The 18299-nt window shown below is 58.6% G+C and carries 23 protein-coding genes; 6 read left to right on the top strand and 17 right to left on the bottom strand.

Translation table 11 applies throughout. From position 1 onward, the window contains the following. Positions 1-338: 338 nt before the first annotated feature. The 4 genes from VSS37_RS05800 to folK all read left to right on the top strand — a co-directional run bounded on the left by VSS37_RS05800 (position 339) and on the right by folK (position 2106). Positions 339-608, top strand: a complete 270-nt coding sequence (locus tag VSS37_RS05800; protein WP_324693819.1) for a glycine zipper 2TM domain-containing protein — start codon at positions 339-341, stop codon at positions 606-608. Positions 609-678: 70 nt separating this feature from the next. Further along, positions 679-1155, top strand: coding sequence for an RT0821/Lpp0805 family surface protein (locus VSS37_RS05795; protein ID WP_324693818.1), 477 nt, complete (start codon positions 679-681; stop codon positions 1153-1155). 106 nt (positions 1156-1261) lie between these two features. Further along, positions 1262-1633 (top strand): dihydroneopterin aldolase, encoded by a 372-nt coding sequence (gene folB, locus VSS37_RS05790; protein WP_324693815.1) that lies wholly within the window; start codon positions 1262-1264, stop codon positions 1631-1633. Then, entirely contained in the window at positions 1615-2106 is a 492-nt protein-coding gene (gene folK / locus VSS37_RS05785) for a 2-amino-4-hydroxy-6-hydroxymethyldihydropteridine diphosphokinase (RefSeq protein WP_324693814.1), read from the top strand. Before folB ends, folK begins: the two co-directional genes overlap by 19 nt. Here folK and VSS37_RS05780 read toward each other — a convergent pair. The 6 genes from VSS37_RS05780 to mog all read right to left on the bottom strand — a co-directional run bounded on the left by VSS37_RS05780 (position 2096) and on the right by mog (position 6104). Then, entirely contained in the window at positions 2096-2596 is a 501-nt protein-coding gene (locus VSS37_RS05780; protein WP_324693813.1) for an SRPBCC family protein, read from the bottom strand. The two genes, folK and VSS37_RS05780, sit on opposite strands and share 11 nt — an antisense overlap. 69 nt (positions 2597-2665) lie before the next feature. Further along, complete coding sequence (gene rpmG / locus VSS37_RS05775) at positions 2666-2836, bottom strand: 50S ribosomal protein L33 (protein ID WP_002707790.1); 171 nt, start codon at positions 2834-2836, stop codon at positions 2666-2668. A 19-nt stretch (positions 2837-2855) separates the two neighbouring features. Beyond that, positions 2856-3092: a 50S ribosomal protein L28 gene (rpmB, locus tag VSS37_RS05770; RefSeq protein WP_324693811.1), complete on the bottom strand. Its 237-nt coding sequence runs from the start codon at positions 3090-3092 to the stop codon at positions 2856-2858. Positions 3093-3183: 91 nt separating this feature from the next. Next, positions 3184-4047 carry a DUF72 domain-containing protein gene (locus VSS37_RS05765; protein WP_324693809.1) on the bottom strand — a complete coding sequence of 288 codons (864 nt, stop codon included), beginning with the start codon at positions 4045-4047 and terminating at the stop codon, positions 3184-3186. Between the two features lie 58 nt (positions 4048-4105). Further along, positions 4106-5572: a cardiolipin synthase gene (gene cls, locus VSS37_RS05760; protein ID WP_324693807.1), complete on the bottom strand. Its 1467-nt coding sequence runs from the start codon at positions 5570-5572 to the stop codon at positions 4106-4108. Continuing rightward, complete coding sequence (gene mog, locus VSS37_RS05755) at positions 5556-6104, bottom strand: molybdopterin adenylyltransferase (protein ID WP_324693806.1); 549 nt, start codon at positions 6102-6104, stop codon at positions 5556-5558. Before mog ends, cls begins: the two co-directional genes overlap by 17 nt. 224 nt (positions 6105-6328) lie before the next feature. Here mog and VSS37_RS05750 point away from each other — a divergent pair, with 224 nt between their 5' ends. Then, positions 6329-6661, top strand: coding sequence for a TusE/DsrC/DsvC family sulfur relay protein (locus tag VSS37_RS05750; protein ID WP_324693805.1), 333 nt, complete (start codon positions 6329-6331; stop codon positions 6659-6661). Here VSS37_RS05750 and VSS37_RS05745 read toward each other — a convergent pair. From VSS37_RS05745 to speA, 11 genes are all read right to left on the bottom strand, one after another. Continuing rightward, on the bottom strand, positions 6658-7512 hold the full coding sequence (locus VSS37_RS05745) for a LysR family transcriptional regulator (RefSeq protein WP_324693803.1): 855 nt from the start codon (positions 7510-7512) through the stop codon (positions 6658-6660). The two genes, VSS37_RS05750 and VSS37_RS05745, sit on opposite strands and share 4 nt — an antisense overlap. Positions 7513-7526: 14 nt before the next feature. Then, positions 7527-8066, bottom strand: a complete 540-nt coding sequence (locus VSS37_RS05740; RefSeq protein WP_324693802.1) for an HPP family protein — start codon at positions 8064-8066, stop codon at positions 7527-7529. A 103-nt stretch (positions 8067-8169) separates the two neighbouring features. Next, positions 8170-10437 (bottom strand): heavy metal translocating P-type ATPase, encoded by a 2268-nt coding sequence (locus tag VSS37_RS05735; RefSeq protein ID WP_324693801.1) that lies wholly within the window; start codon positions 10435-10437, stop codon positions 8170-8172. 14 nt (positions 10438-10451) lie between these two features. Further along, a complete protein-coding gene (locus tag VSS37_RS05730; protein ID WP_324693799.1) occupies positions 10452-10652 on the bottom strand; it encodes a heavy-metal-associated domain-containing protein in 201 nt (66 codons plus the stop codon). Further along, positions 10649-11074 carry a MerR family transcriptional regulator gene (locus VSS37_RS05725; protein WP_324693798.1) on the bottom strand — a complete coding sequence of 142 codons (426 nt, stop codon included), beginning with the start codon at positions 11072-11074 and terminating at the stop codon, positions 10649-10651. Before VSS37_RS05725 ends, VSS37_RS05730 begins: the two co-directional genes overlap by 4 nt. Positions 11075-11195: 121 nt before the next feature. Then, on the bottom strand, positions 11196-11732 hold the full coding sequence (locus VSS37_RS05720) for a gamma carbonic anhydrase family protein (RefSeq protein WP_324693796.1): 537 nt from the start codon (positions 11730-11732) through the stop codon (positions 11196-11198). Then, positions 11722-12750 carry a M14 family metallopeptidase gene (locus tag VSS37_RS05715; protein WP_324693795.1) on the bottom strand — a complete coding sequence of 343 codons (1029 nt, stop codon included), beginning with the start codon at positions 12748-12750 and terminating at the stop codon, positions 11722-11724. Before VSS37_RS05715 ends, VSS37_RS05720 begins: the two co-directional genes overlap by 11 nt. Positions 12751-12763: 13 nt before the next feature. After that, entirely contained in the window at positions 12764-14185 is a 1422-nt protein-coding gene (locus VSS37_RS05710) for a glutamate-cysteine ligase family protein (protein ID WP_324693794.1), read from the bottom strand. A 22-nt stretch (positions 14186-14207) separates the two neighbouring features. Further along, complete coding sequence (locus VSS37_RS05705; RefSeq protein WP_324693793.1) at positions 14208-14468, bottom strand: YcgL domain-containing protein; 261 nt, start codon at positions 14466-14468, stop codon at positions 14208-14210. A gap of 4 nt (positions 14469-14472) precedes the next feature. Then, complete coding sequence (locus VSS37_RS05700; RefSeq protein WP_324693792.1) at positions 14473-15207, bottom strand: hypothetical protein; 735 nt, start codon at positions 15205-15207, stop codon at positions 14473-14475. Positions 15208-15230: 23 nt separating this feature from the next. Beyond that, on the bottom strand, positions 15231-17129 hold the full coding sequence (gene speA, locus VSS37_RS05695) for a biosynthetic arginine decarboxylase (RefSeq protein ID WP_324693791.1): 1899 nt from the start codon (positions 17127-17129) through the stop codon (positions 15231-15233). A 304-nt stretch (positions 17130-17433) separates the two neighbouring features. Between speA and VSS37_RS05690 the strand changes: the two genes are divergently transcribed. After that, the coding region (locus VSS37_RS05690) for a zinc finger Ran-binding domain-containing protein (protein ID WP_324693789.1) at positions 17434-18299 on the top strand (866 nt) is incomplete at its 3' end.

Genomic DNA, 18299 nt, shown 5'->3' with positions numbered 1-18299 from the left:
TTGAGCGGCTCACATATTCTAAAGCCCCCGGCTTTGCCGGGGGATACTTACTAATTTTTCTTATAGAATAATCGTGCAAAAATTGATCGCATATTCTTCAAATTACTGCCCTTTCTGCACATATCATTTCCGCAAAAACCTACGCATAAAATTTTACTGGCATCAACACCCACATCTGTTGGAAAATATCAGTGGGGCATGGAATATTTATCTGCCAAATACAAAAATAATGACAGAGTTCCTGAACCACTCAATCCATTCTCAGTCTAACAAGACACCAGAGCTTAAAAAAACCTGGCTAATGCCAATACAAACAGATGCTTACAAGGAGCTAATAGATGAAAACCTTTACTTATTCCTTAAGTGCAATCGCACTGGCCGCTGCATTGAGCGCTTGCGGTACGCCGATGAGCACCACTCAAACCGGCGCCATGACAGGGGCAGTGCTGGGCGGTGTTGTCGGCCACCAGTTTGGTGAAGGCGACGGCAAGACTGCCGCCACTATTGCAGGCACAATGGCAGGCAGCTACATTGGTGGCCAGATGGGCGCGCAACAGGGCCCGTACTATCAACAACAGCCACAGCCCTACTACAACCGGGGCTACTAAGAAGGTTCCATCCAGGCGGGCGGCGAGGAACAGCCGCCCCCCACTTTAGATACGAGAAAGGAGTGTCCCGATGAAGATGTCAATTACCCGATCCTTAGCGGCCGCAACACTGGCGTCGTCACTGGCGCTAGCGGGATGTGTAGGCACCGCCCCCATCAATAACGCCCAGACCGGCGCAATGCTTGGCGCAGTTTTAGGTGGTGTGGCAGGTAACCAGTTCGGCCATGGGGAAGGCCAAACGGCCATGACTATCCTTGGCACCATGTTGGGCAGCTACCTCGGCAGCCAATGGGGGGCCCAACTGGATAGCCGTGACCAACAATACTTGGGGCAAGCGGTTTACTCTGGCCGCCCAGTCAGTTGGTCCAACACCTCAACTGGCAACCAATACAATGTCACCCCAGGGCAGGTTTACCGCGCCAACTACAATAACCAGCAGGCATTGTGCCGACCTGTCACGATTTCCGGCGTGATTGATGGCAGACAGCAAAACATCCAAACCAAAGCCTGTCAGGACAACTATGGCCAGTGGCAATTGGCTCACTAACACCTAATCCGTCATTACACGCCGTTTCTTTGACCCATGCCCCTGCTACAGGGGATGGGTTTTTTGTATTACAATCCATTCCTTCCCCTGACCATAAGAGCAAGCTATGGATATAGTCTATGTGCGCAACCTGATTCTGGAAGCCCGGATCGGCATCTACGAATGGGAAAAACGCATCCAGCAAAAGATTCGCATTGACCTGGAAATGGCATGGGACAACCGCATCCCCGCAGCCAGCGACAACATCCAAGACACCCTCAACTACAAAATCGCCGCCCAGCGGGTCTCCCAACTGGTGAAAGATAGCCATTACGAACTGGTTGAACGCCTGGCAGAAACCATTGCCTCCACCCTAATGCAGGAACTGCATACGCCCTGGGTTCGGGTCACTGTAGGCAAACCGGGTGCAGTTCGCGGCTCTAGTGAAGTAGGTGTGCAGATCGAACGGGGAAACCGGGAATGGCGGGCGTCTACGTAAGCCTGGGCAGCAACATCAATCCAGCTGCCAACATCTGCGCTTGCGCACAGCAACTACAGCAGGACTTTCCTGATACGGTGTTTTCCCGCGTATATCAAACACCGGCTGAGGGCTTCAGCGGCGCACCTTTTCTCAATCTGGCGGCAGGTTTTACAACCAGCTTATCGCCCGGAACGTTAAAACAATACCTGCGCAATCTGGAAAGCAAGCAAGGCAGAAACCGCAACGAAAAGAAATTCAGCTCGAGAACGCTGGATGTTGATCTGTTGCTGTATGATGGCCTGATTATTCCGGAGCAAAACCTGCCCCATCAGGACATTCTGGCCTATCCTTTCGTACTGTATCCTCTAGCGGAAATCGCGCCCGCACTCCCCTATCCAGGGCTGTCGGAATCCCTGGCGGAACTGGCCAAGCGTTCCACCCTGCCCCAAGAAACTTTGACCGCTGTGAGCCTGGACTGCTTCAGGCAGTGAACCTGGCCTTTAACTGTTGGATAAAGTGATCCAGGTTACGGTCAGGCCCCCCTCCCATACGCGCCTTAATCCGCAACCAAGGAGGGCGGGTTTCCAGCATTTCGGTAAAAGTGACGCGCGTGCCACCGGGCACTGCGTTCAGGCGCGCCTGCCGGGTGCCTTTGCTGCCGCGCTGGCGCATCTCCAGCAACAGTTCCTTCAAGGGTGTTTCCTTGATCTTACGCAAGGTAATGGCTGGGCCATGCACAGACTGCTCAACCCAACGTAAGCCTGCATCGTCATCAATCATCTGCATGCTTTTCAAATCGGCGCGCCACTGCGTCTGACGCGGCAAATCGGTCAGCGCGCTCCACACCTCATCCGCCGGAGCCTTGATCAGCTCAACCCGCGTCACCTGCTGATAGGGTGAAATCAGCAGCCCAACCATCACAGGAACCAACAAAAACAAGAGGCTGATTCCCATAATGACCCACATTAAACCGTTTTCCATGGCATTTTCCACAACGCAAAAACCCGGCGACGAGCCGGGCTTTGGAAAGAATCGCAGGAAACCAGTCAGTTACTTGATCTTGGCTTCCTTGAACATTACATGCTTACGCACAACCGGATCGTACTTGCTGAACTCTAACTTGTCAGGCGTAGTACGCTTATTTTTGGTTGTAGTATAGTAAAAACCAGTTCCAGCGGAAGAAACCAGCTTGATTTTATCACGACCACCTTTCTTAGCCATTTGCTGTCGCCTCCGTCAGTTAAATTTTTTCGCCACGGGCGCGAATGTCGGCAAGAATGGCGTCAATACCTTTCTTATCGATGATGCGCATACCCTTTGTAGAAACACGCAGACTGACCCAACGATCCTCACTCTCAACCCAGAAGCGTTTTGAATGCAGGTTGGGCAGAAAACGGCGTTTGGTCTTGTTGTTGGCGTGCGACACGTTGTTACCTGTGATCGGACGCTTACCTGTTACCTGGCATACACGAGACATTGGGATACTCCAAATTCTGCGATTCTTGAACTCTAAAGGCGCGCAAGGATAGCAGAACCCCTGTCGGCAAGCAACCTGAACACCCATTTTTTTACAACAAACTAACCTGCCCCACCGCCGCCGGAAGTGTCGGCAAACTGGCCAAGCCTGGAATCCGCCGTTGCAATTGTGAGTGGAACATGCGTGCCAATTCCGGTGCCAAATGATTGTCAGGGGTATGTAAAAAAATGTGCGGACGTTTGCCTTCCGCCAGCCAACGGGCGGTCTGCGCCACCCAGCGATCCAGCCAAGGATGATTGGCTTCCAGTTCAGGATGACCGATGTAGCGCAATACAGGCTGTCCAGCCGTCGAATCCAGCTGCACGGGCAAACGCGGCTTGCGCTCCTGCGCTTCACGGGTGGCCACGTCCAACGGCAGAGCCGCATGCACCGGGCGGCTTTCAAAAATCACCCTATTCATCCCCAACTTTTCCAGCAAGGCATTATAGGCGGCGCGCGTACTGACCTGGGTAAAAAAAGCCGGATGCCGCACCTCCACCGCATAATGGTAATCTGCAGGCAGGCGGCGCAGGAAAGATTCCAGCAACGGCGTCTCCGCCGGTGAAAAGGAAGCGGGCAGCTGCACCATCAGCCCGCTCAACCGCTGGCCCAATGGCTCCAGGCGTTGCAAAAACTCCTGTGTTTCCTTCGCCACATGGATCAAGTGCTGCTGATGGGTAATGGTGCGGGGAAATTTAAAACTGAAGCGGAAGTTTTCCGGCGTGGCGCTTGCCCAACGCAACACCATCTCTGGCGAGGGTACGGAATAAAATGTGGTGTTCCCCTCCACTGCGTTGAACACCTTGGCGTATTGGGCGAGGAACTCCGCAGGCCTGGCGTCTGTGCTGAACAGCATCCCTTTCCAGCGCGCATTCGCCCACAAGGGCAGACCGAGATAATAGGGCAATGGCTGCATACCCTGACTTCCATTATGATAGCTTAATATCAACAAGTTAACATAAAATATCAAACGCTTACAATAATGGGGACAGTAAACGTGCGATATTTTCAGCCAAACGGCGATTTTTCGGCAAATATTTGCGTTGCTGCACCGTCACTTCCTGCGCATTTTGGCACAACGCCAGGAAATCCTGCTCCAGCTTGCCTGCGATTTCACTGCCATAAAAGAACACATTGCCCTCGAAATTGAGGCGGAAACTGCGCTGATCCATGTTCGCCGAACCCAGCGTTGCGAAGTCGCCGTCGATCATGACCGCCTTGGCGTGGGGCATCACCCGGTGCATTTCGAACACCCGCACACCCGCCAGCAGCAGTTCATCCACAAAAGAGCGCCCTGCGTACAACACCAGCGGATGGTCGGAACGCCCCGGCAGCAGCAGGCGCACATCCACGCCACGCAGCGCCGCCGTCTGCAACGCCAGCAGGATCGGGCGGTCAGGGACAAAATACGGGGTTTCAATCCAGATGCGCCCGCTTGCCAGATTCATGGCGGCAAACAGCAGGGTATGGATGGCCTGCCAACGTTCATCGGCGGGGCCGCTGGCGAGAAACTGCGCACATATATCGCCGGTTTCGGCAATAACGGGGAAATAGGCTTCGCTAACCAAGTTCTCGTTCGTAGCGTGATACCAGTCCTGACAGAACACTTCCTGCAAGGCGCACACGACCGGCCCCTGCAAGCAGGCATGCAAATCCTCCCACGGCTCCCCCCTGCCAGCGTACACATCCCCCACATTCATCCCGCCGGTAAACGCCAGCCTTCCATCAATCACCACCAGCTTGCGGTGATTACGGTTATTGAGGTTCAGGCGGCGGCTGAAAAAGCTCACCTTGAGGAACCGTTCGACCCGCCCGCCCGCCGCCCGCAATGGGGCGAAAAAGCGCCTGCCCGCCTGCCGTGAGCCGACATCATCCACCAGCAGCCGAACCTCCACCCCACGTTGCGCCGCCCGGATCAGTGCATCCCGCATACGTCCGCCCGTATAGTCAGGCTCCCAGATGTAGTAAACCAGATGGATATGGTGCTCCGCCGCCGCAAAAGCCTGTTCCAGCGCGGCGAACACCGTCTTCCCATCGCGCATGATGTCGGCGGCGTTGCCTGCCAGCGGGCCAACGTCATCCAGCGCCCGCGCCAACTTCAGCAAGGACGGGGAAACACCGTTGATCCGGCTCTCCCCGCTCGGCCCCGTTTGCAGCCGATCCAGCGCCTGCGACAGTTTTTCCTCCACTTTGCGGCGTTTGCGGCGACGCAAATGCAGGCGGGTGGAACCCAGCAGCCAGAACGCCAGCAGGCCAATGAACGGCAGCAGCACAATCACCAGCACCCACGCCAGCGTCGCCCCAGATTCCCGCCGCTGCTGCACCACTGTCGGCAACAGGACAGCAATAATCAGGATGTCCAACAGCAACAGGCCGGTGTTCAGCGCGCCGCCCAGATAGGCAGGCAGGAAATCCGGCAAAGCCTTAAGGGCGCTTGGCATGGGCTGGACGGAACGCCTTGCACAGTTGCGGATCAGAATCCAGCCAAGCGGCTTCGATCAAATCCAGGCAATAGGGAATGGCGGGGAACACCGCCTGCAAACAGTCGTCAATCGCCGATGGCTTGCCCGGCAGATTGACAATCAGGCTGCGTCCGCGAATGCCAGCGGTCTGGCGCGACAGGATCGCGGTCGGCACAAATCTCAGGGAAGCCATGCGCATGAGTTCGCCAAAACCCGGCATCATTTTACCGCACACCGCCTCGGTCGCTTCCGGCGTCACATCCCGCAGGGCTGGCCCGGTGCCGCCGGTGGTGACGATCAGGCCGCACCCTTCCACATCCGCCAGCTCACACAACGCCGCCTCAATCAACGGCTGCTCATCGGGGATCACCCGCGCCACTGCCTCCCACGGGGTCGTCAGCACCCGGCTGAACCATGCCTGGATGGCCGGGCCGCCCTTGTCTTCATATTCCCCCCGGCTGGCGCGGTCGGAAACGGTCAAAATGCCAATGCGTGCAACTGCCTGCGTCATATCGTCCTTCCTGTCAAAATCATGGCGTCCAAACGGAAACCAATGGGATGTTACACCTGGACTCCAGGCAAGACTAATCGGGAAAACTGCCTGCGGGAAAGGCCAGCACCCGTTTTCTTCCTTTTCATATCGACACTACCGATATGAAAGGCTGAAAAAATTCGTTATGTGCGGGTCAAAAGTGCCTGCTAACCTGAACCCATCCAACACCACGGAGAAACGCCATGCAAACCCAAATCACCTGCCAACGCGACGCCGAAGGTTACCTGGTACACCCCGAAGAGTGGGACGCCGATATTGCCGCTGAACTGGCCGCTGAGGAAAATATCGAACTGGCGGAAAGGCACTGGCCAATTCTGGAATTTGTGCGTGGCTATTGGGAAGAACACAAAATTATCCCCGATATCCGCCACGTCGCCAGCCACATGGCCCAGGCGCAAAACATCGATAAGAAAACAGCCAAACAGCAACTGTTCCAGTTGTTCCCCTACGGTTATGTGAAACAGACGTGCAAGATCGCTGGCATGCAACGCCCGCGCGCCTGGAGCACCGGCTAAAGCGTGGTCATTTCCGCCACCACTTCCCGCAGGATGTCCACCGCCTGCTGGTATTCACCACTGTCGGCGTTGCTGGAATAAATCACATAGGCGGGCAAGCGGAACTGCGGGCTGCCCGGCACTTTGCCCAGTTTCCCGGCGGCGGTGATTTCATCCGCCATCCGCTGGGGCAGGAAACAGGAGCCGCCGTTTTCCTGCACCAGTTGTATCGCCAGCCAACCGATATTCGCCAGCAGCGCCGGGCGCTCCAGCTCCGGGAAACTGTTGCTGTGTTCCGCATAGAAGCCCGGCCCCCAATCCACATACACATAATTTTCATCTGGCCAGGGCTTGCCGGGGTCGGAGGAAACCAGCACCAGGGTTTCATCGAACAGATGCTCCACCTGCAAGCCAGGGTTGTGCTGCGGGGTATACATCAGGCCAATGTCCAGCGTGCCCTCCGTCAGGCGGCGCATCAAGTCTTCCTCAAAACCGATTTCACTGCGGATGGACACATCCGGCATCCGTGTACGCATCCGCCCCACCCAGCGCGGCAGCAAGGCCGCGTCCCACAAGGCAATGCGCGCGCCGACCGTCAACGTGGCGCGGTAACGCCCAGGCAACCCCACATCGTGGCGCGCCTGCTCCATCGTCAGCAGCAGGGTCTTGGCGTGGCGCAGGAAACGTTTCCCTGCTGGCGTCAGCGTCGCGCCGGAACGGTTGCGCACAAACAGCCTGGTGCGCAGGTAAGCCTCCAGATTCTGGATGCGGGCGCTGACGGTGGACTGGGTGACATACAGGCGGGAAGCCGCTTCCAGAAAGCTGCCATTGGCGGCGACGGCGAGAAAGGTGCGAACCTGATCAATATCCATGAAACGGATTATAGTCAGGTCTGACGCCTGAAGACGGCGGGGTAGCGCCGCCAGTGAAACGGATAATTGAACAGGACAGCGATCAGCAAAATGGTGACAGCGTTGAACATGACCGGCGTCAGCAAATATTGGTAGCCAAGCTGATGCACGGCCTCGCCACCGACAACAGCGCTCAACGCCGTAGCCCCGCCGGGCGGATGGATGCAGTTCAGGTAATGCATGGCGCCAATGGCGAGCGCGACCGCCAAAGCGGCAGCCAATACCGGGTCGTGCAAGAGTTTTGCGCAACTTATGCCGATCAGCGCGGAAACCGTATGCCCGCCCAGCAACGGCCAAGGCTGCGACAACGGGCCATGCGGCACAGCGAACAGCAGCACGGCGGAAGCGCCCATGGAAGCGACCAGGGTAGAGGCGCCTTCCAACCCCAGGCTGGCGTGGCTGATCAGCAGGATGCCGCCCAAACTGACCAGGCCGCCCAGCGCCGAAATCCATTTTTCCAGATGGTCGGCGCGCCCCAACGCAAACAGTGACAAGAATTCCTGCTTCCTCGACATTCAACGTCTCCCAGTTTTGACCTTTATTGGTGCATTAGCATTGCAGCGGTGCAGCCAATGCATTTTATTGAGGCGACAACTGAGCGTATAACGATTTTTCTTGTTAATTATTATCGGAGATTTCGATACCCAACCCGCTTTTCGGCTGATTGGAAACGTTCAACCGCGCAAGCCGGTTGGCATTGGTCACCACGGTCACGGATGACAATGCCATCGCCGCCCCTGCAATCATCGGGTTCAGCAGCAGCCCGGTAAACGGGTACAAAATTCCCGCCGCGACCGGAATCCCCAGCGAGTTGTAGACGAATGCGCCAAACAGGTTCTGCCAGATCGTGCGGTTGGTTGCCTTGGATATGGTGATGGCGTCCGCAATACCCCGTAGCGAACTGCCCATCAGGGTAATGTCGGCGGCAGCAATCGCCACATCCGTACCTGCACCGATGGCAACCCCAACATCAGCCTGAGCCAGTGCGGGGGCGTCATTCACGCCATCGCCGACCATCGCCACCTTGCGACCCTGCGCTTGCAGATCAGCCACGACCTGGGATTTGTCGGCGGGCAACACTTCGGCATGCAGGGTTTGAATGCCGACCTGTTGCGCAATGTGTTCCGCCACTTCACGCCGGTCGCCGGTCAGCATAATGACTTCCAGACCTTGCGCTTGCAGGCGTTGGATACTTGCCAGCGCATCCGGTTTGATGGTGTCAGCAATGCCGAACAGCGCCAGAACCTGCTGGCTGTCGGCCAGGAATACCGGGGTTTGGCCTTGCTGGTCGAGTGCCTGCAAATGGGTTTGCCAGCTATCCAGCGTCAGCTCTTGCTGCTGCATCAGGCGGGTGTTGCCAACGAAATAGGTTTGCCCTTCTATCGTGGCCTGCAAGCCATGTCCGGCAAGTGCGTTGAAACCTGTTACTGGCAAATCCGCCAAGCCCTTGTCTTGGGCGGCGGCGCGGATGATCGCGCCCAGCGGATGCTCCGAACCGCGCTCCAGGCTGGCGGTGATTTGCAGCAAGCGGTCAGCCTCCTGCCCATCAGCCGTGTGGATAGCGTTGAGGGTCGGCTTGCCCAGGGTAATGGTGCCGGTCTTGTCGAGCACAATGGTGTCGAGCTTGGCGGCTTGTTGCAGCGCTTCGCCATTACGGATCAGGATGCCCGACTGCGCCGCCTTGCCAACCCCGGCAATCACCGCAATCGGCGTGGCCAGCCCCAGCGCACACGGGCAGGCAATCACCAGCACGGTCATGGAGGTGACCAGCGCATAACTTAAGGAGGGTTCCGGCCCCAGCCAGTACCACAACCCGAAAGTGAGGATGGCGATGGAAACCACCACCGGCACGAACACTGACGCGACCTTATCCGCCAGCCGTGCAATCTGCGGCTTGGAGCTTTGCGCCTTGCGGATCATGTCGATGATCTGCGCCAACACCGTATCCGCCCCAATATGGCTGACCTGCATCAGGAAACTGCCGGAACCGTTCATGGAGCCGCCAGTCACTGCATCGCCCGGATTCTTGGCGACGGGCGCGGATTCCCCCGTGAGCATGGACTCATCCACATGCGACTGGCCTTCCAGCAGCTTGCCATCGAGCGGGATGGTTTCGCCTGCACGCACCCGCAGGGTTTCTTCCAGCCCGACTTCTTCCAGCGGCAAATCCAGTTCCTCGCCATTGCGGATGACGTGGGCAATCGGTGGTTGCAGTTTCATCAGGCTCTTGATGGCTTCGGAAGTGCGCCCGCGTGCGCGCATTTCCAGCGCATTGCCGAAGCTGACCAGCGCAATAATCACCAGTGCGGCTTCGAAATAGGCATGGCGGGCCAGCGAAGGCACGATGTTCGGGAACAGCACCACCAGCATGGAATACAGCCACGCGGTGCCGGTGCCGAGCGCAATCAGCGTATCCATATTGCTGCTGCGATGCTTGAGCTGCTGCCATGCGCCTTTGTAGAAATGCCCGCCGGAATAAATCATGACACCCAACGTGACCAGACCGGTCAGCAGCCAGAACCAGCGGCCCGCACCTTCCATGCCGGGCAGGATGCCCAGCACCATGTCGCCAACCATCAGGAATGCGCCCGGCACCCCGGCCACCCACACGCGCTTCCACAATTGCTGGTAATGCGCCGCTTCGTGGGCTGCCTTTTCGGCTTCGGCGGCGCGGCCTTGCATGACGGCGGCGGTGAACCCTGCCCCTTTGATGGCTTGCACAGCAGCATTGGGGTCGAAATCACCGGTCACCATGGCGGTGCGCTCGGCCAGGTTGACATTGGCCTGGGTGACGCCGGTCACCGCTTGCAGGGCGGTTTCAACAGCACTCACGCACCCGGCGCACATCATGCCGGTGACAGAGAGGCGGATGGTTTGCTCGGACATGATGCTGGCTCCTGTCAGTCTTCCTGCAAGGTGGTGGGGTAACCGGCAGCGCTGAGGGTGTCGACTACGGTTTGCGCATCCACGCTGCCTTCAACTTCGGCGCTGGCGGATTCCAGCTCAACCTTGGCGCTGGTGACGCCATCCAGTGCTTCCAGCTTGGTTTTGACGTTGTTGACGCAGCCGCCACACATCATTTTTTCCACTTTGAATTTCATGTTCCGTCTCCTGTTGTGTTGCTCATGGATTCGATCAGATGGCAGATGCTTGCGCCATCCGGGGTTTTGTCGGGCATATCCTGCCATTTTTCCAGCGCCTGCTCCATGCGGATTTGCAGGGATTGCAGCTCCTGGATTTTCTGGCGGTTTTCGACGATATGGCGCTGGATGATTTCGCGCACGTCCGCACAAGGCGATTCGCCGACGTTGGCATGCTCCAGAATCTGGCGGATTTCATTCAGGGTAAAACCAAGCGTCTTGGCCATGCGGATGAAGCGCAGGCGGGTGACATCCTGCCGGGTGAACAGGCGGTAGCTGTTGTCAGCTTGGGCGGCGGGGTTGATCAGCCCTTCCTTGATGTAATAGCGGACGGTGTGGGGGCTGACGCCGCTTTCAGCGGCCATTTCCGCAACGGTCAACATACACGTCTCCCTGATGAAAATCCTGGGGATGAGTGTACAACCTGAGAGTTGCTCTCAGGTCAACAGAAGAATCCTGCGCAATACAAACCTGGAGCAAACAACCGCCTTAAGGGCGGATTGTTCACCCTGAATTCCGCGTCCGCCCTGCTAGCCTTGCGTAATAAGCGGCGGAATAGCTGAAGTAGGCTTTTTCTTTTTCCGTCAGCGGGCGCGCCTGCTTCACCGGGTTGCCGACGTACAGGTGGCCGCTTGCCAGCCGTTTGCCAGGGGGAACCAAGCTGCCCGCGCCAATCATCACCTCATCTTCCACCACCGCGCCGTCCAAAACGATGGCGCCCATGCCAACCAGGCAACGGTTGCCAATGGTGCAGGCGTGCAGCACCGCCCGGTGGCCGATGGTGACTTCATCGCCGATGGTCAACGGGCGGCCTTCCGGGGTCGAATATTCGCCGCCGTGGGTGACGTGCAGCACTGCCCCATCCTGCACATTGGTCAGCCTGCCAATGCGGATGACATTGATGTCGCCGCGCACCACCGCCATCGGCCACACCGAGGAGCCTTCGCCCAGGGTGGTTTGCCCACTGACATACGCCGCCGGGTCGACATAGGCTTCAGGGTGAATGTCGGGGACATGCTCTTCAAACGGCTTAACGCTCATGGTGCGGCTCCAGTGGCAAACGTTTCATCAGGTAACACAGGCAATCCTGGCGGATGATGGTTTCATCCAAGGTCAGCATCGCAGGCATCAGCGGTTGCCGGAGTTCGATGCCGCCGTTGTCGCGGGCAAAGAAATACTCGCCAACCTCGACATTTTCATCATCCCAGGCTTGCAGGCCAGCGTCAGGATGGGCCGTGCTGGCGAACACCGTGCCCGCTGGCAATTCCGAAAAGTTGTATTGGTCGAGCGCTGGCGGCAAATGGATGTCGGCGTCCGGGTTGCTGAAGCTGAAGGTGTATTCCGGCGGCAAGGTGACGCGCGCCACGGTCTGGTAAACATTGACATCATGCGGCGGCAGCGGATGATCCGGCAACGCCTGCAAATGCAACGCGGCGTCGAGGAACTCCAGCACATGCTCCACGCCCTGCGCCACGCCCGGCTTGCCGCACTCCACCGTCACGGCGGGGCAATATTGCGCCATCGCCATCGACTGCACGCCCCGTGGGGTTTCGAAGAACACCACAATATTGGAAAACAGCCGCGCCAGTTGCAGCGAACGGTTATCCAGCACATTGATGCAGCCGTAATGCGGATTCTTGCCGGTGTTGTTGTGCACGTCGATGCTGGCAAACAAGCCTTTTTCCGCCACAATTTCAGTCACCTGCCGCATCAGTTCGGCTTCATCGCAACCGTCCAGGTCGCCGCCCGGCCACACGCGGTTGTAATCGGGCTGGCCTTCCAGCCGCCGCATCCCAAACGTGGCCGCCTCGACATTGCCGAAAAACACCGTCAGCGAACGCGGCAACGGCTGTCCCTGGTATTTGCGCAGCAATTGCTGGATGGCGAAAAAGCCGGTGTCCTCATTGCCATGCAGCAAAATGGAAACGAACAGGCGCGGCTCCCGCCTGCCTTGCAGATGCAACAGGGTCGGGTTTGGCATCAGGGTATGCAGTTCGCGGGGGTTTTTCAGCCCGAAAAAGCCCGCTGGGATAGAGTCAATTTCAGTCAATGTCAACATGGTGGTCGTGTTCTCAGCAATCCAGCGCCCAAGTATGGACAGGTGTATGAGTATGCTGCAAACGGGCGTAATCCAGCAACAGGCGGCGGCAATCGCCTTGTGTGCGTTGCCAATGGCGCTGCTGCCACACCGCGCCGGTTTGCCCGCTTTCGATACGGGCGGCGAGAATGCTGAGGTAATGGCGGATGTCGGCTTCAGCGATCCCCAATTGCTCCAGCCCTTCCGCCGCGATAGGCAACAGCTCATCCAGCAACAGGCTGGTCGCCAGCCATTCCTGGCGGTTCCAGCGCAACGGCGTCTCCAACCCCAGGCGGGCGGCGTTGTAGAAATTTTCCCGCGCGGTGGCGAAGGCCATCGGCAAAGGTTCGCCTGCGCACAATTGCGCGCCCAGATAGCGGGTCAGACCGTAGAACAGCGCAGCATTGGCCAGCATGTCCGGCACGCTGGGCCCGGCAGGCAGGATGCGGTGCTCGATACGGATATGCGGCGCGCCGTCCGGGCCGAAGCCCACCAGCGGACGGTTCCAGCGCCAGATCACGCCATTGTGCAGGCGCAGGTGGGCAAAACGCTCGGCGGGCTTGTCCAGCAGCATTGGCAACAGCACCGGATAAATGGCGGCGTTTTCCTCGAAACATTCCGCAATGCTTTTGTCGGCGAATCCGGAGCCGAAACTGACCCGCGCGGGATACTCGCGCCCGGCGTCGACCGCCTGCTCAAACAGCGGGATGCGGGTTTCCTGCCACAACGAACGGCCAAACAGGAACGGCGAATTGCCCGCCGCCGCCAGCACCGGGCCGGACGCGATAATCGCCGCGTTATAGAAATGGTGCGCCGTCTCCGCCGGAACCTGCAAATGGACTTGGAAAGAAGTGGTGGCCGCCTCCAGCATCACGCTGTCATGCCGCAAGCGTAAGGATTCGCGACCGTCGATTTCCAGCCGCAACGGACGGCCATGGCGCGCCTTGAGGATTTCGGCATTGAGCGCATGGTAACGGTTGGAGTCCGTCATGGTTTCCAGGCAGAAATCCCCCGGCTCCGCACTGGGCAGGATCCCGGTCAGCAAAAGCTGCGCGCCCACTTGCTGCGCCGCACTGTCCGCCTGCCCCAACAATTGCCGCAACGCCTGTTCAAATTCGCTGAAAACGGCGCCAGTCAAATGGCGCGGCGGAGTATTGAATTCGATGTTGAATTGCGCCAGTTCGGTGGTCGCCAGGGGCGTATCCAGGGCTTGCAGAAACTGGGCGTTCAGCGGGGCTGGGCGGAAATGCCCATCCGCCAGCCAACCTTCCAGTTCAAAACCGCCCATTTCAGGCTGGCCGGAAAACGCCCCGTCGTCCAGCATTTCCCGCAACAAACGGGTTTCGGCGTTTAGACGGGCGGCGTACTCGCGCCAATCTTCCGGCGTGAAATGGTCTGTGGCGATTTCCTGGCCCATTTGCCGCTCCTGTGCGTTGCCCTCATCCTTGAAGGGTGATGTTTTCCTCGTCGCTGGGCGGCAATTGCAGGAAGAAACCGTTTTCCTGCAACACCCGACGGACTTCAGCCGCCTCCACCTTCAACATCAGCTTGCGTTCGGCGCCCAATTGAAAATCGAAGGAAAACTCCGGCTCGCCAAAAATCTTCAGCAACACATCCGGCACCCGTCCGAAGTCGCCCTTTTCTGGCAGGAACAGGTACGAACCGGGTTTGCGGCGGCTGCGGTAAACGTAGCACTGCATAGGCTTACTCCTCCCCCTTGTGGATCATGATGGCGGCGGAACGGATGCCCGACAGCTTGAGCGTCAGCGTGGTGCTGGTCTTGTTCACGCGCTCCTCCAATTCAATGGCGTCTGCGGATGCGCTCTGCACCTTGCCTTCCCGCTGATGCCCATCCTGTTGGACAACCCGCACGTACTGGCCTGCACTGTCAGCCAACTTGCTGACGGCGATGTCTTGAAACACCACATGGAACAAGGCGGCGGCAGGTAAATCTTTAGTCACTGGTAAGGGTTTGGCAGGTTCAGGTGGCGGCGCAGGCGGCGTTGGGGCCGCTTGCGGCGCAGCCGCCCCGGCAGGCTTGGCTTCCTCAGCCGGAATATCCGGCTTGCTGCGGGCTTCCGCCGGAATGGCGACCGTTTGGACGGCAGGCTCCGCCGGAGCGGCGGGCGTTTCAGCTTGGGTGCTGGCAGGTTGGGGAGCATGCACTGCGACGCCCATACCCCGAATCCGCTCATACACATGGGTGTCAGCGCCCGCGAACCAAGCAATGACCGCCAGCACGGCACCGACAACAGCGGTGATGACCCAACCCGACACTTTATGCCATAACGATGGCAACGCCACGATATTGACGCCCGGCATCAAGGTCAGCAAGCCAGTCAACGGGTGACGCTGGAACCCAGCGGCCGCAAAAAATAACCAGCCCGCCAAAAACAGCAGCACTCCCAAGGCAAATGCGCCCATCAGTACGTATTCCATGCGTTCCCCATTGTCTTTTTAGGTTAATCTTCCAGGTAAGTATAACCGATCAAACCCGCTTCTATTTCACGCAACAACATTTTTTGCCGTTCCGGATCGTCAACTGCCGCGGCCAGCTTGCGGCGGCACTGCGCCAGCAGATCCTTCGGCTCAAAGTGGATGTAGCGCAACAGTTCATCAATGGTGTCGCCGCGTTCCGGTTCGGACAATGCATAGCCGCCTTCCGGCAGCAGCTCCACATTGATGGAGTCGGTGTCGCCGAACAAGTTGTGCAGGTCGCCGAGGATTTCCTGATACGCGCCAACCATAAAAATGCCCAGCAGGTAGGGTTCGCCCTTGTTCAGCGCATGCAACGGCAGCGTGCTTTCCAGCCGCCCGCTTTCCACATAACGCGCCACCGTGCCGTCGGAATCACAGGTCAGATCCTGGATGGTCGCGCGCCGCCCAGGCTGCTCCTGCAAACGGTGCAGCGGCATGATCGGGAAAATCTGTTCGATTGCCCAGACATCCGGCATCGACTGGAACAGCGAGAAGTTGCAGAAATATTTGTCCGCCAGCTTGTCTTGCAAACCCGCCTGGATTTCGGCGTCGAGTTCGGCGAACAACTCCGGCTGGCGCAGCAGTTTCCGGCAGATGGCGCGGTGGAACTCTTCCGCGCGGGCGCGCTGGTTGAGGTCGATGGAGCCGTGCGCGTACATGCCGTGCGCCTCGGACAACCAGTAGGCGGCGTCGTGGTAGATTTCCGATGGCGGCAAGCGGCGGCGGTTTTCATACAGCCGGAACAGGTTGTGCAGGATCATCGGCTCCTCATCCTGCGGCTCGAGCAATGGCGGCTCCACTTCCGGCTGCTCCGGGTCGGTGTCGATCACATTGGTGACCAGCACCGCGTGGTGGGCGGTCATGCCGCGCCCGGATTCGCTGACGAAATCGGGGAACGGCAGTTCGTATTCCTCGCACACGTCCTGCACGCTGCGCACGATGGTGTTGGCGTATTCCTGCAAGCTGTAATTGATGGAACAGTCATTGCGTGAGCGCGAACCGTCGTAATCCACGCCTAAGCCGCCGCCCACGTCGACCACGCGGATGTTCGCGCCAAGGCGGTGCAGTTCGGCGAAATAGCGGCTGGCTTCGCGCATGCCGCGCTGGATGTCCTGGATGTTGGCGATCTGCGAACCCATGTGGAAATGCAGCAGTTGCAGGCAGTCGAGCTTGCCCGCCTGTTGCAGTTGCCCGAGCATGTGCAGGGCTTGCGCGGCGGACAGGCCAAACTTGGACTTTTCCCCGCCGGTGTTCTGCCATTTGCCCTTGCCGAGCGAATACAGGCGCACGCGGATGCCCAGCAGCGGTTCGATGCTGAGTTTCGCCGCTTCCTCCAACGTTTCCTGCAATTCGGAAGGCTTTTCCACCACGATGAAAATGCGGTGCCCCATCTGCCGCCCGATCAGGGCGAGGCGTAGGTATTCGCGGTCCTTGTAGCCGTTGCAGATGATGGTGCTGCCCACAGGTGCGGAACCCAGCACCGCCATCAGTTCCGGTTTGCTGCCCGCTTCGAGGCCGACCTGTGCGCCGCCGCCCTTGAGGATTTCCTGCACCACGCTGCGCTGCTGGTTGACCTTGATCGGGTAAATGGCGGTGTAGCGGCTGCTTTGCCCGCAGTGGGCGATCGCATTGTTGAAGGCGGCTTGCAGCCGTTGCACCCGGTCGTGCAGCACGTCGACGAAGCGCACCAGCAGCGGAAAGCGCATGCCGTCCTCATTATGGACACGCATCGCCAGGGCGTGCAAATCCAGTTGCCGGTCAGCTTGGCCGGGCAGTCGCATCGAGACATTGCCCGCCAAATTAATGTCGAAATAGCCATCGCCCCAGTGCTGGATGCTGTACAAACGGCGGGCGGCGTCAAGGTTCCAGGTTGTGTTGTTCATGCTGTTCCTGCTGCATGTTGGGTGCACGGTTTAAGGTGTGCAGGATACTAGGTATGAGGGTGGTTGAGAATGATCTGCCCAGCGAATATTGGACTGTGCCAACCGTGAAGGGTTGAAAGCCCTGGCACCCGCGCCAGGCCGATTTGCAGCCGGACGGCAAGCCCGCTACACTGCCCAAAATGCCAATCAACCCGGATGTCGCCAACGTGTTTGCTTGCAAAGGCAAGGGCTTCGGGCTGCTGGGTGGTGAACGTCGCCCTGGCAGCTAGGTTCCGTCCGGCAGCCGTACAAGGAAAACAACAAAATGAGTATTCGGGAAGGCCTGTGGGATTGCCCTTCATGTGGCAACAAAGGCATTCTGGGGCGCAACCGTTCCTGCCCTTCGTGCAATACCCCGCGTGCAGATGATGTGCGTTTCTACCTGCCTAAAGACGCCCACGAAATCACCGGCTTCACCCAGATCAGCGATGCGACCGCAGGTGCTGACTGGTATTGTCGGCATTGCAACAGCGGCAACCCTGCCACCGCGACCCACTGCAAGGCTTGCGGGGCCAGCCGGGAAAACAACACGGAACACGAAACCCGGGTTTACACGCCGGAAAACATCCCGCACAGCGCGCAAGAAGCTGCCCCCCCACCCACTGCCCCACCGCCGCCCCGCAAAAGCAACAAAGGCAAAATCATCGCGGGCGGCCTGACGCTCAGCACTGCCTTCGGCGTTTACCTTGCCGTCACCCCCAGCCATATCCCGGTGACCGTCAGCGGCTTTTCCTGGGAGCGCAGCGTTGTCGTGGAGGAATACAAAACCCAGCGCAAAAAAGCCTGGGAGGTTCCGGCAGGCGGGCGCATTGTCAGCCAAACGCAGGCGTTCCACCATAACGAAACCCGCCTTGACCATTACGAACAGCGCACCAAGCGGGTTTGCGAAAACGTGCGGACAGGCACCATCACCTACAACTGCGGCAGCCGTGACCTTGGCAACGGCTATTTCCAGGACAAGACCTGCACCCGCCCGCAATACTCGCAGGAATGCCACAACGAATCCTACCAGCAACCCGTTTACCGGCAGGAGCCCCGTTACGCGACACAATATACCTTCGATATTGAGGAATGGGTTCCGGTCGGCCAGCCGACCCTCTCCCGGGATGACCACACGCCGCAATGGCCGCA

This window comes from Candidatus Thiothrix phosphatis (assembly GCF_035668035.1).
In the GTDB taxonomy this organism is placed as follows: Bacteria; Pseudomonadota; Gammaproteobacteria; order Thiotrichales; family Thiotrichaceae; genus Thiothrix; species Thiothrix phosphatis.
Note: the sequence above shows the minus strand (reverse complement) of the source record. Positions and strands in the feature narration are given on the sequence as shown.